Below are 13,131 nucleotides of genomic sequence, written 5' to 3'. Positions count from 1 at the left end.
CCGCGCAGAAATCGTGGAGGGACTTGCATTCGATTTCCTCTCCCCATAGTATTGTTTCTGCAGAAATACTTTGATTATCAAACTATTTTGGACGCAGAAAACAAGAAGGCCGCCACGGCGGTCCGAGCAAGGAGGAAGCGCTATGGCTACCATCGATATCGTGAAAGACGTGCTGGTTGAAAACCTGGACCTGGAAGGCGACAAGGTCACCGAGGACGCGACGCTGGAGTCGCTGGGCGTCGACTCGCTGGATATGGTCGAGCTGATCTGTGACCTGGAGGAGAAGTGCGACATCGAGTTCGGCGAGCCCGAGGGCGTCGCGACCATCGGGCAGCTGGTCGCGCACATTGATTCGCTGAAATAAGCATGCAGACGGGCTCCTGGAGGAGCCCGTCGTATCGGCAGGGTGGTCGCTCCTCGAGGGCCGCGCCCTGCTGTTCGTCGTCGGCGCGCACGGCGTAGGCTAGGTGCGTCTGAGTTGGCAAGGGTGCCAAGGGCAAGAAAGAGGAAGTATGGGCATGAACACGCGGGTCACGGAGCTTCTCGGTATCGAGGTGCCTATCGTCCAAGGCGCTATGGCGCGTATTGCGAACGCCAGCTTGGCAGGCGCGGTAAGCGAGGCCGGAGGCTTGGGCATCATCGCGTGCGGCGGTGCGCCGCTGGCGTGGATCGAGGAACAGGTGGGCATGGCCCGCTCGATCACTTCCAAGCCTATCGGTGCGAACGTCATGCTCATGGACCCGAACGCGGGTGCCGTGGCCGAGTTGTTGGCGGAACTGCGGGTGGATGTGATAACCACCGGTGCCGGCAGCCCTGCCAACTATATGCAGCTGTGGAAAGACGCGGGCATCAAGGTGGTGCCGGTGGTTGCCTCAAGCGCGCTTGCCGCCCGTATGGAGCGTTTGGGCGCCGATGCGGTGGTAGCGGAAGGCACCGAGGCGGGCGGGCATATCGGCGAGCTTGCGACGATGGCGCTGATCCCTGCCGTGTGCGACGCCGTGTCCATTCCCGTGATCGCAGCCGGCGGCATTGCCAACGGGCGCGGTATCGCGGCTGCGTTCGCCTTAGGGGCCGAGGGCGTGCAGATAGGCACCCGGTTCCTTACCGTAGACGAGTGCACTATCGCCGATGCGTACAAGGACAAGGTTATCAAGGCAAAGGATTCCGACACCATCGTCACCGGACGCGGCAGTGGGCATCCGGTGCGCTGTCTGAAAAACGCCTTCTCGCGTAAAGCCCGCAAGCTAGAGGACGATCTTGCAGCGAACGGCGACGAGCTGGAGGCCATGTACGTAGGCTCGCTGGTACGCGCCATCGACGGCGACGTGGACAACGGCACCATGATGGCCGGACAGTCGGCTGCGCTCGTGCATGAGCGCAAGGCCGCAGCCCAGGTGGTGGTCGAGCTTATGGCTGAGGCCCAGGCGCTCGGCGCGCTCGACCTCGGCGCACTTGCCGCCGCCAATGCCCGTCGCGAGCGCGCGCGTGGCGCGTCGCCGGCGCAGTAGGGGCCGCCTTATGACTGGTGGCATTGCCCCCCTTGCGCCCCTTGCCCCCCTTGCGCCGGGAGAGCCGGTATTCCTGTTCTCGGGGCAAGGATCGCAGAAGCCCGGCATGGGCGCCGACCTGCTGGATATGCCGGAGGTGGCGGCTGCTTTCTCCTGCGCGTCCGAAGTGTTCGGGTTCGATATGGCAGATCTGGTGCAGAATGCCGAACCCGAGAAACTGAACGACACGCGCTTTGCCCAGCCGGCGCTCTGTGTGCTGTCGGTGGGCATCGCTCGTGCGCTTATGGCGCACGGTGTTCGTCCGGCTGCCGTGCTGGGATTCTCGCTCGGCCAGACAAGTGCGCTATCCCTTGCGGGCATGCTGTCCGACGAGGAGGTGTTCTCGCTGGTGAAGGTGCGCTCCGAGCTCATGGCTAAGGCCGCCGCAGCGCATCCCGGCGCCATGAGCGCCTTGCTGAAGGCCGATGAAGGCAGCGTGCGGGCGCTTTGCGACGAGTGTGCGCAGGGCGAGGTGCTGGTGCCTGCCAACTACAACTGTCCGGGACAGATCGTCATCGCCGGAGAGGCGAGCGCGGTGGCGCGAGCTGAGGAGGCCTGGACGGCAGGTGGCAGGCGCTGCTCGCGCCTGTCCACATCGGGTGCATTCCACAGCCCGCTCATGGCCGAGGCGGCCGCTGCGTTGGCGAGCTATCTGGAGGGCGTCTCGTTTTGCGAGCCGCGTATACCGTTGATCTGCAACGTGGATGCGGCTCCGCTTTCCGCTGACGAGGCGCGCGAGCATCTGGTGCGCCATCTGACCAGTCCGGTGCTCTTCGAGCAGAGCGTCGCAGCGCTCGGCGCAGCGGGTGCGGACCTGTTCGTCGAAGTGGGCTTCGGCGGTGTGCTGGCGAATCTGGTGCGCCGCATCGACAAGACTGCCGAGAGGGCCTGCGTCCAAGACCGCGCGAGCTTCGAGGCCCTCGTTGCTGCTCGGGGTACTGCAGCGTGCGACTGACCGAGGCGACCGGTGCGGACGTCGAGCCGACTTCCAGCCTTATCCTCATCCGACCTCTCGACCCGAACATCGAACAGGAGTTTGAACCTATGACCAACGATACCGAACAGCCGCGCCGCGCAGCCGTCGTCACCGGCTCGAACCGCGGCATCGGCCGTGCCGTGGCTCTCGATCTGGCGCGCGCGGGCTTCGACGTGTGCGTGAACTGCTCGAGCGAGCGCAGCCTGCCTGCAGCCCAAGAGCTCGCGAGCCAGATCGAGGACGAGTGCGGCGTGCGCGCCCTCGCGATAGCCGCCAACGTGGCGGAGTCGGACGAGGCCCATGCGCTGGTAGAGGCAGCCTATCGGGCATTCGGCCGCGTGGACGTGCTGGTGAACAATGCGGGCATCACGCGCGACGGTCTGCTGGCCCGCATGAAGGAAGAGGATTTCGACGCCGTGATCGACGTGAACCTCAAAGGCACGTTCAACTGCTGCAAAGCAGCGGCGCAGCGCATGTGCAAGCAGCGCTATGGTCGCATCGTGAACATGAGCAGCGTCGTAGGCGTTTCAGGCAATGCGGGGCAGGCGAACTACGCCGCATCGAAGGCCGGCGTGATCGGGCTGACGAAGGCGATCTCGCGCGAGTTGGCGGGGCGCAACGTCACGGCGAACGCCGTTGCTCCCGGCTTCATCGCCACGGACATGACCGATGCGCTCTCGGAAAAGCAGCAGCAGGCCATAACTGAGCGCATCGCCATGAAGCGCCTCGGCGAGGCCGAGGATGTTGCCGCGCTTGTGCGTTTCCTAGCAAGCGAAGAGGCAGGTTATATTACCGGACAGGTCATCTGCGTCGACGGAGGTATGTCGCTATGAGCGAGAACACCAGCAGCAGTCAGGCAACGCGTCGCCCGGACGGCACTCATCGCGTGGTCATCACGGGTATGGGCGCCATTACGCCGGCGGGGGTGGGCGTTCGGGCGCTGTGGAGCACGCTTATGGCGCGACGCTCGTGCATCGGTCCCATCACGAAATTCGACACCGAAGGCTACGACGTTCATATCGCCGCCGAGATCCGCGACTTTGATGCCACCGAGCACGGCCTGACCAAGAAGGAGGCGCGTCGCTTCGAGCGTTTCGTGCAGTACGCCATCGTGGCGTCTGACGAGGCTATGGCACAAGCGGGGCTTGATAGGGAAGCCGAGGACGCGACGCGCATCGCCTGCGTGTTCGGCAGTGGCATCGGCGGCATCGACGAGCTCCAGAGCGGTTTCACCACTCTTTTGGAGAAGGGTCCCAAACGCGTGAGTCCGCTGTTCATCCCTACGATGATCGGCAATATCGCGGCTGGCAACCTTTCGATCCGCTATGGCCTGAAAGGCGAGTGCCTCAACGTGGTTACGGCGTGCGCTACAGGCGCCCACTGCATTGGTGCGGCGGTGCGCGATATTCGCCACGGCTACATTGATGCGGCATTGGCCGGCGGTACCGAAGAGTCGGTGTCGCCCATTTGCATTGCAGGTTTCACCAACCTGAGCGCGCTGACGAAGGCGGAAGACCCCTCGCAGGCCTCGCTTCCCTTCGATGTGCGCCGCGCCGGCTTCGTGGCTGGCGAGGGTGCGGGTGCGGTGGTCGTCGAGTCGTTGGAGCATGCTCTTGCCCGCGGTGCCAACGTGCTGGCCGAGATCACGGGTTTCGGCTCCACGGGAGATGCCTACCATATGACCGCACCCGAGCCGAGCGGCGAGGGAGTCACGCGGGCTATGCGCCAGGCGCTTGCCGAAGGCGGTTTCGCGCCTGAGGATCTGGGCCATCTGAACGCGCACGGCACGGGCACACCCGCCAACGACGCTACCGAGTCCCACGCGTTGCTTGCCCTTTGCGGCGACGATCGGGGGCGCAGTGTTCCGGTGACCTCGGTGAAAGGCGCGACGGGCCATACCTTGGGCGCTGCGGGCGCTATCGAGGCGATCGTCACGGCGCTTTCCGTTGCGGGCGACTGCGTGCCGCCGACTGCCGGTTTTGCCGAGGCTGATCCGGAATGCCCGGTGAACGTGGTGGTGGAGGCGAAAATGAACTATCCGCAGAAGGTCGCCTTGTCGAACTCGCTTGGGTTCGGCGGACACAATGCGTCTTTGGCTCTTTCGCCTTACCGGGCGTAGCCGAGCTGCGAAACAAGAAAGAAGAGAAAGGAAGCGACATGGAAATCGCGTATCCTTGTGGGAAAGAGGTTGTCGAGGCGGTGCTGCCGCATCGCGATCCGTTCGTGTGGGTGAGCCGTGTGATCGCGTGCGAGCCGGGCGTGAACGTCGAGGCCGAGCTGGACGTTGCGAGCGACCTGCCGTTGTTCGCAGGCCATTTCCCCGGGCATCCGGTGCTGCCGGGCGTCATCCTTATGGAGGCGTTGGCTCAGGCGGCGTCATTCTGCATTTTGGTGGAACGCGGTGCGGAGGGGTCGATCGGTTTTTTGACCGGCATCGACGGCGCTAAGTTCCGCCGTCAGGTGGCACCCGGCGAAACGGTGACGTTGAAGGCGCGTATCGTGAAGTCGTCATCCCGCCTTTGCGTGGCCGAGGTCGAGGCCAGCGTGGAAGGCCAGGTGTGCACGACAGCAACGCAGAAGTATGTGCTGGCGCAGGCAGAAGGGTCGAGGAAACCCAGATGAAGCAGCGCAAACAGAATTACGTTACCCTCTCGTTCGACGGCGCGATGGTTCCCTCGCAGGGCAAATCCGGCAAAGCCGAGCCTGCGATGGAGTCGGCGGACGTCGCCTACCGTCTTTCGCGCATGTTCGAGGAGTCGGCGACGGCGTCGGCGGCTCCCAACGCGCTCGATGCGGCCGACGGGTCCGAATACACGGCAGCGACAACGGGTGACGTGCGGACGGCGCGCGGGACCTTGGTTGCGCCCTTGGCGGACGAAGGAGCGAGGTGCGCCTCGAAACCGGTCGCATTGGTGATGGCGCGCTCGAAAACGGCCCGCCGCATGATGCAGTCCGTTGCCGAGGCCGGGTTTTCCGTGTGTGCCGCTTATACGCAAGACCATCGTTTCGACGTGCATTTGAAGGCAGCGCAGAGTACGGTGAGCTTGGGCGATAAGTACACCGATGCGCTGTTCTGCAACAGCCATGCCGTTCTGACGGCGGCTGAGACCTGTGGGGCGTCGATCGTGCTGCTCTGTGACGAGGCGCTTCCCTTGGCCGAAGTCGACAGCTTCCTCGCCCGCGCGGCCGCACGCGGCATGCGCGTGTTCCGCCCGCTGTCGCCCGAAGCGCCCCTTTTGGGATGGGTGCTGTGCACGACGGACAAACCGGCTATCGAGGAAGGCACTTGGCGCACCTGCCCGCAGTGTGGGCTTTCGTTCGACGAGGCCAGTCTGGCATCGGGCCATTACGTGTGTCCGACCTGCGGCGGGTACCTTCGCATGTCGTCGGCTGAGCGTATCAACGACCTGCTTGATGCGAACAGCTTCGCGGAGTGGAGCCGCTGCGTACCCGAGACCGACCCGCTCGGCTTTCCGGGGTACGCTGGAAAGCTTACGGCGCAGCGTGACAAGACGGGCCTCGAGGAGGCCGTGCGCACGGGCGTTGGTAGCATCGCGGGGCTCAAGGTGGCTATCGGCATTATGGAGTCGCAGTTCTTCATGGGGTCGATGGGCTCGGTCGTGGGCGAGAAGGTCGCGCGTCTCGTGGAGCGTGCCACTGACGAGCGGTTGCCGGTTGTGGTGTTCACGGCTTCGGGCGGCGCGCGTATGCAGGAGGGCCTGGTGTCGCTCATGCAGATGGCCAAAGTCTCGTGCGCGCTTGCGCGTCATGGAGAGGCGGGGTTGCCGTATATCTCGGTGCTCACCGACCCGACGACCGGCGGCGTGACCGCGTCGTTTGCCATGCAAGGCGACGTCATCTTAGCCGAGCCCCGTGCGCTTATCGGGTTCGCCGGGCAGCGCGTTATCAAGGACACCATCAAACAGGAGTTGCCCGAGGGCTTCCAGACGGCAGAGTTCGCGCTTGAGCATGGCCTGATCGATGCCATTGTTGAGCGCCAGGAACTGAGGTCTACACTGGCGCATCTGCTGGCCATCCAGGTATCGACGGCCTCGCGCGACGGCATCGATCCTGGGGAGAGCTCTCTTTTGGTGGACTATGCGTCGGTGTGCGAGAACCTGGAGCATGGCACCGCTACCTACAACACGGTGACGTACGGCATGCTGGAGCCGGAAGGTCCTTTGTTCACGCAGATAGCTGCGCGCCGGCCCCGCTTGGGGAAGGCGCTTGCCGACCTTGCCGGACGCTTGGAGCGCACGCGGACGCACCCGGTATCGCCCAAACGCCTGGAGCGGGCGCTGGCAAGCGGTGGGTTCGATGCTGAGGCAGGAGCCTCGCTTGAGGGATCCTCGGGCTTGGCGGACGGGGCGGCTGCGGGCGGCGACGCGAATCGAGCGTGGCGCAGCGTGCAGTTGGCGCGTAACACGCACCGTCCGACGGCGTTGGCCTATATCGATGCGTTCGTGGACGGTTTCATCGAGCTACATGGTGACCGTATGTTCGGCGACGACGGTGCCGTGGTGTGCGGGCTGGGTTGGATCGGCGGACGTGCGGTGACGGTGATCGCGCAGGAGAAGGGCTCGGATCTGAAGGAGCGCATCCGCCGCAACTTCGGCTGCCCGCAACCCGAGGGGTACCGCAAGTCCCTGCGCCTTATGCGCCAGGCCGAGAAGTTCGGCCGCCCGGTGGTGTGCCTTGTGGACACCCAAGGCGCTTTCTGCGGCATGGAAGCCGAAGAACGCGGTCAGGGCAACGCCATTGCCGACAACCTTATCGCGCTGGCGGGCCTGCGTGTGCCGGTCGTGAGCGTGCTCTTGGGCGAGGGGGGAAGCGGCGGCGCGTTGGCGTTGGCGCTGGCCGATCGGGTGGCCATGCAGGAGCATGCGGTGTATTCGGTGCTGTCTCCCGAAGGCTTCGCGTCGATTCTTTGGAAGGACCGCACGCGCGCGCCCGAGGCGGCTGCCGTTATGAAGATGAGCGCTGTCGAGGCATGCGATATGGGTATTGTCGATGCGGTGCTGCCGGAAGGTCCTGCTCCGGCCCACGAAAACCCGGAGATTGCCGCTGAGCAGGTGCGCGCGTATGTGGTCGGCACTCTTGGCGAGCTTTGTGAAGAACCGGTCGAGAAGTTGCTCGCCGCGCGTTACGAGCGGTTCATCAAGTTCTAGGAATCTTCGAGGCAAGGTGTGAAGAGCGGGTGCCGGCGGTTTTTTGCTCGCGGGCGCCCGCTTTTACATGGCACGAAAAGCCTTCAAGGTAGCTCGCACTACCTGCGTTGATTTCGGCGCCGCTTATCCCTCTAGCAGTTCCAGAAGGTCTTCTCGGCTCAATGTGGAAAGGGAGATGCCGTTGCCGCCGACGATCTGGTCGGCGAGCTGACTTTTGGCCTCCTGCAAACGCACGATGCGCTCCTCGATGGTTCCGGCGGCGATGACGCGGTGGACGCTGACCAGCTTGTCCTGGCCGATGCGGTGCGCGCGGTCGGTCGCCTGGTTCTGCGCTGCGGCGTTCCACCAAGGGTCGGCATGGATAACGACCGACGCCCCCGTGAGATTCAGACCGGTGCCGCCCGCCTTCAGTGACACGAGGAACACCGGCGTATCGTCCTCGTTGAAGGTGTTCACCAGATCAAGGCGCTTCTTCTTGGGGGTGGCTCCCGTAATGGTGTAGTAAGGGACGCCCTGCTGGTCCAGCCGATCGGCGATGCGAGCGAGAAAGCTGGTGAACTGCGAGAACACAAGTGACTTCTCGCCGCCGTCACGGGCGGATTCTACCAATTCCATGACAGCGTCGAGCTTGGCGGCAGACCCTTCGTAATTTTCGTAGAGCAGGTGTGGGTCGCAGCAGAGCTGGCGCAATTTGGTAAGTTCGGCCAATATCTCCACCGGCGGCAGCTCGCTGCCGAGGCGCTTGTTTTTGCGCTCGCGCCGCTGCCTGGTCAGCGCCTCGCGCAGCTGCTGCTCGCTTGCGGCGTAGAGGCGCTGCTGCTCTCCTTCCAAATGCACGCGCACGACCGATTCCAGCTTCTCGGGCAGATCGCGCAGCACCTCGTCCTTGAGCCGCCTCAGCACAAACGGGCCGACCAGCGTGCGCAGACGCGCGGCAGCGTCCTCGCTGCCGCCGAGGATGTCCAGTTCGAAGCGCTCGCGAAAGCGCATGTAGGAGCCCAAAAGCCCTGGCAGCAGGAAGTCGAAGATGCTCCAAAGCTCGCTCGGGCGGTTCTCCACCGGGGTGCCGGTTAAGGCGAAGCGGTGGCGCGCCTGGATGCGCTTGATGCCGCGGGCGGTCTTCGTGGCATGGTTCTTCACGTACTGCGCCTCGTCGAGCGCGCAGCAGAAAAACGTGCGCTCGGCATAGGCGTCGGCGTCGATGCGCGCTAAATCGTAGGAGGTCACCAGTACGTCGCAGCGTCCGGCGGAGAGGCCCCCTTGGCCCTCAGCGCCATGCTTGTCGCTGTTGGGCAGGACCTCGCCGAACGCTTCGGTGCGGATAAGCTCGCGTTCGCGCTTGGTTCCGGTGACGGCGCGTGCGGAAAGCTCCGGTGCGAAGCGCTCGAACTCGGCCAGCCAGTTGTACACGAGCGATGCCGGGCATACGATAAGGCTTGGGCCGAGCGCTCGGGCATCGTTTTGTCGCGCGAGCAGAAATGAGATGAGTTGGACGGATTTTCCGAGGCCCATCTCGTCGGCCAGGATGCCGCCGAACCCTGCGTCGGCCAGTGCGCTCATCCAGCGAAAACCCTCTTCCTGGTAGGGGCGCAACGTGCCCTCAAGCGCTGCGGGTACGCGGTAGGCATGCTCGTCCACGCTGCGGAAGTTTTCGAGGTAGCGGGTGAACGACTCGTCGCGGCTGGTGTCGTTTAGCTGTTCGTCCAGGTAGAAAGCCTGGTAGGCGGGAAGCTCAACCACTCCGGTGGACAGCTGTTTGGCGGTGATGCCGAAATCGGCCACGATACGGTCGAGCTGGGCCAGGTCGTAGCCTTCCAGGCTCATGAACGCGCCGTTGCGCAGGCGATGGTAGCGCTTGCGTTTGCGGTAGCTTGACAGAAGTGCGGCCACCTCGCTTGCGGGCAGGTCTTCTGCTGAAATAGTGAGGTTGACCAGGTTGCCTGCAAGCGAGAGCCCGGTCGTGAGGCGCGGCTGCTTGTCGGTGAGCAGCCGGTCGAACGCGGGTGTGGTGAACGCGGTGCCCAGTGCCTGGAAGCGTGCCAGTCCTCCGAATACCAGTTCGGCTATGGTGGCATCGTCGCTGATCTCGATGAACGGCACCGGCAGGTCGAAGTATTCCTCTATCAGACGCCGCGCCCTGTTCTCCAAGGGGTCGTCGCGTAAGGGGCCGATCGGGGACGCGTCGTTGCCGGCAGCAGTCTTGTCCTCTCCTGCGGTGAACAGCTGGTAGCGCCGTTGCCCGTACACGGCTTGGGCATCGCAGGTCACGCCCTGTTTGTTCTTATCGAAGTAGAACTCCAGCTTGCAGGCTACGGGGCGGTACGCATCGATCTCGGGCGGTGCGCTCACCTGCAGCAATTGTTCGATGGCCGGCAGCACGGTTGCGCAGAACAGGGGCATGTCTGCTTCGCTGACGAACAGGCTTCCCTCCTCGCTTTCGTACAGGCTGCGCAAGAAGTCGGCAGTGCGGGCGAACGTTGACGAGCAACGGTAGAACCTATCGCCCTGCCATGCATACATACGGTCGCCCTGCGCAGCGAAAGGCGTCTCTTCGGGCACCTCGATGTCGTAGCCGTCCAAGCCCGATCGGCCTATCCTGATAGCGATGGACGGGTCCTCGTCCACGACGTAGGCCTGGGTGACCGAGCGGGTGCCGTAGTCGGTTCCGCGCACGGTGAACAGGGTGCCGGTAAGCGCGTCGAGCAACTCGATAATCTCCGAGTCCGTGAGGCTCAGGTCGCGTTCGACCTCGTCGCGTCCTCGGTAGCGCAAAAAAGTCGAGCCGCCCACTTGCTCGCGTAGCGAGACCGCCTTGTCCAGAAAGCGCGCCACCGCGCGTCCGTGGTCGGAAAGGAGGAGAGGGCTGTGTGCGAAAGAGAGCTTCTTGCCGTAGGAGAAGAACGCGCCTGTGCGCATGCGGTGTACGAAGTCCGTGATGTTGCGCAGGACGTAGGAGCCGGACTCGCCGACCAGCCTGAAGTGGGCCGACCAAGAGCGGTAGCCGTACTCGATAACGGTTTCCAGATCGATGGACCCCCGGTCTGCGGCCTCGGCTACTTCCCGTTCACGCCTCATCAACGCAGCGATCCCCGGCGAGGTGGCTGCTACGCGCTTCGCCTGATAGCCCATGAAGCGCTCGGGGGCATCGAGGTAGGCAAGCGCGAGCGCCGCGCCATGCTTACACATGCCGTCGGATTCGTAGAAAGCAGGGCAGGTGCAGGCGTAGTCGGTGATCTCGCCGCTGTCTTCATCGAAGGTGACGGAGGTGCGGTAGCGGTCGTCCCATCCGTGACTGCTGGCGACGAAGGCCTTTACCGTGGTCTCCGTCCTGCTGTAGTGAACCTGCTTGGTAAGGATGTTCCGGTCGGAGGCCGCAATCTGACGTGCCCGCTGTAGCGTGCGTTCGTGGCAGTGCCGGCTGATCTCATCTTCGGATAACATGCAAGGTCCTTGCCTTTCGGGGTAAATGATTAGTATACTCTATCAGAACATTAGTTCGTGTGTTCTTTTGAGGGAAAAGAAAGTGGGGGCGGGGAGAATCTGGCGGTTTCGCACTAGCATGCTGGGAACGGTCAGATAATGCGAAAGGGGAAGGAAGGCATTCTGTGGGAAGCGAGCGTGTCTATATGTGCATCGACCTGAAGACGTTCTATGCGTCGGTCGAATGCCGCGAGCGCGGGCTCGACCCGTTCACCACCAATCTGGTGGTGGCTGACCCCGATCGCACGGACACCACGATTTGTCTCGCCATCACACCCGCCATGAAGGACTTGGGAATCCGCAACCGCTGCCGCGTGTTCGAGATACCCGAGAGCGTGGATTTCATCATGGCCAAGCCCCGCATGCGCCTCTACATGAAGGTTTCCGCCGATGTCTACTCAATCTACCTGCGCTATCTGAGTCCCGACGATATTCATGTGTACTCCATCGACGAGTGCTTCATCGATGCGACGCCGTATCTGGGCCTGTACGACAAGTCTCCCAAGGAGCTGGCGCACCTGTTGATGGCGGCCGTGCTCGAAGAGACGGGCATCTGCGCGTCGGCGGGCATCGGCACGAACCTGTTTTTGGCAAAAGTGGCGATGGACGTGACTGCCAAGCATGTCCCAGACCATATCGGGTACTTGGACGAGGAGGAGTTCAAGCGTCTGATCTGGCACCATCGCCCTATCACGGACATTTGGAACGTCGGGCCCGGCATCGCGAACCGTTTGGCCAAGTACCACGTGTTCGATCTAGCCGGCGTGGTGGCAATGGACGAGGGGATACTCTATCGCGAGTTCGGGGTGAATGCGGAGTTTTTGATCGACCATGCTCAGGGCATCGAGCCCTGCACCATGAAGCAGATCAAGGACTACGAGCCTAAAGGCAGTTCGCTGGTGAACGGCCAAGTGCTGCCGTGCGAGTACGGCTACGACGAGGCGCTGGTCGTGTTGCGCGAGATGGTGGACGTGTCGGTGCTGGAACTCGTGGAGAAGCACCTGGTGGTGGATCATATATCGTTGGGCGTGGGGTACGCTCGCGAGAAGCGGGGAGGTCGGGAGGCTGGTGCCGCCGCAGGGTTCTCGGCAGGTTTCGCACCATCCGAGACTTGCGGAGCCGGCGGGCTGCCCAGCAAGGGGGAAGACTCCTGGAGCGGCGATGCCGAGGGCCTCGGCGGCGATGCCGGCACTTCCGATGGTGAAGCACACGTCCCGGTAGGCAAGGGGGTGTTCGTGGGCGAGCACGGCGCTCGTCCCTCGTCCGGCAGCCGTTGGGGGTCGCATACGGGCGGCAGTCGCAAGATTCCCGAGAAGACGAACTCCTTCAAAAAGCTTATGGCCTACCTCGAGGATCTGTACCGTGAGACGACCGACCCCACGCGTCCCATCAAACGCCTGAACGTCGGCTTTGCCGGCCTGGTAGGCGAGGAGTTCGCTACCCTTGACCTGTTCGCCGACGAGGAGGCTGACGACAGGGAGCGGCGCATGCAGGAAGCGGTGCTGGCAGTAAAGGGCAAATTCGGCAAGAACGCACTGCTGAGGGCGGCGAGCCTTACCGACAAGGCTACTGCTCGTGAGCGAAACGACCAGGTAGGAGGCCACTGTGGCTAAAGGAGCCGGCATACCCGATGCCCGTATCCAGCGAATGGTGTCGCCCGAGGACCGTGCCCGCCAGTTCATGCCGTTCGCGGCGCTGAAGGGCTATTACGACCTCGTACGCCAGCGCGAGCGTGTGCCCGAGCCTCGGCGCGAGTTACCGGAGGAGGAAGCTGTCCGGCTGTCGGCGCAGGTGGCTACCTTGTGCAAGGGAGATATGGTCGAGGCGACCTACTACGACGGCGAAACGTACGTGGTGGCAGAGGGGATGGTGGCGCAGGTGGATGAAGCATACCGGACGCTCACCGTAGTGAAGCGGTGCATCGCGTTTGACGACCTGTGGGGGATTGAAGTGGTACGCG

Annotated in this window: 10 protein-coding genes; 9 read left to right on the top strand and 1 reads right to left on the bottom strand. The window is 63.5% G+C overall.

Annotated elements, in window-relative coordinates; translation table 11 throughout:
• The first annotated feature begins 142 nt into the window (after positions 1–142).
• The 7 genes from RR842_RS08005 (at position 143) to accD (ending at position 7,691) form a co-directional block, all read left to right on the top strand.
• On the top strand, positions 143–364 hold the full coding sequence (locus RR842_RS08005; protein WP_332512139.1) for a phosphopantetheine-binding protein: 222 nt from the start codon (positions 143–145) through the stop codon (positions 362–364).
• Between the two features lie 148 nt (positions 365–512).
• A complete protein-coding gene (locus tag RR842_RS08000; RefSeq protein ID WP_332565234.1) occupies positions 513–1,508 on the top strand; it encodes a nitronate monooxygenase in 996 nt (331 codons plus the stop codon).
• 10 nt (positions 1,509–1,518) lie between these two features.
• Positions 1,519–2,502 carry an ACP S-malonyltransferase gene (locus RR842_RS07995; RefSeq protein WP_332553302.1) on the top strand — a complete coding sequence of 328 codons (984 nt, stop codon included), beginning with the start codon at positions 1,519–1,521 and terminating at the stop codon, positions 2,500–2,502.
• An 89-nt stretch (positions 2,503–2,591) separates the two neighbouring features.
• Positions 2,592–3,356 (top strand): 3-oxoacyl-[acyl-carrier-protein] reductase, encoded by a 765-nt coding sequence (fabG, locus tag RR842_RS07990; RefSeq protein WP_332517410.1) that lies wholly within the window; start codon positions 2,592–2,594, stop codon positions 3,354–3,356.
• Positions 3,353–4,642, top strand: coding sequence for a beta-ketoacyl-ACP synthase II (fabF, locus tag RR842_RS07985; protein WP_332512135.1), 1,290 nt, complete (start codon positions 3,353–3,355; stop codon positions 4,640–4,642). Before fabG ends, fabF begins: the two co-directional genes overlap by 4 nt.
• Before the next feature lie 38 nt (positions 4,643–4,680).
• On the top strand, positions 4,681–5,145 hold the full coding sequence (gene fabZ, locus RR842_RS07980) for a 3-hydroxyacyl-ACP dehydratase FabZ (protein ID WP_332517412.1): 465 nt from the start codon (positions 4,681–4,683) through the stop codon (positions 5,143–5,145).
• On the top strand, positions 5,142–7,691 hold the full coding sequence (accD, locus tag RR842_RS07975; RefSeq protein ID WP_332512132.1) for an acetyl-CoA carboxylase, carboxyltransferase subunit beta: 2,550 nt from the start codon (positions 5,142–5,144) through the stop codon (positions 7,689–7,691). The genes fabZ and accD overlap by 4 nt, the downstream gene beginning before the upstream one ends.
• 123 nt (positions 7,692–7,814) lie before the next feature.
• Here accD and RR842_RS07970 read toward each other — a convergent pair whose 3' ends face one another.
• The gene (locus tag RR842_RS07970; RefSeq protein ID WP_332729413.1) at positions 7,815–11,132 is read right to left on the bottom strand and encodes a DEAD/DEAH box helicase; all 3,318 of its coding nucleotides are present in this window, start codon (positions 11,130–11,132) and stop codon (positions 7,815–7,817) included.
• Between the two features lie 164 nt (positions 11,133–11,296).
• On the opposite strand from RR842_RS07970, the gene RR842_RS07965 reads away from it, so the two are divergent.
• Complete coding sequence (locus RR842_RS07965; RefSeq protein ID WP_332729412.1) at positions 11,297–12,784, top strand: DNA repair protein; 1,488 nt, start codon at positions 11,297–11,299, stop codon at positions 12,782–12,784.
• Positions 12,777–13,131, top strand: a 355-nt coding sequence (locus RR842_RS07960; protein WP_332729411.1) for a hypothetical protein, incomplete at its 3' end; no start/stop codon positions are given. The genes RR842_RS07965 and RR842_RS07960, both read left to right, overlap by 8 nt.

Source organism: Gordonibacter sp. (assembly GCF_036667095.1).
GTDB lineage: Bacteria > Actinomycetota > Coriobacteriia > Coriobacteriales > Eggerthellaceae > Gordonibacter.
The sequence above is the reverse complement of the archived record's forward strand: the minus strand, read 5'-3'. Positions and strand labels throughout refer to the sequence as shown.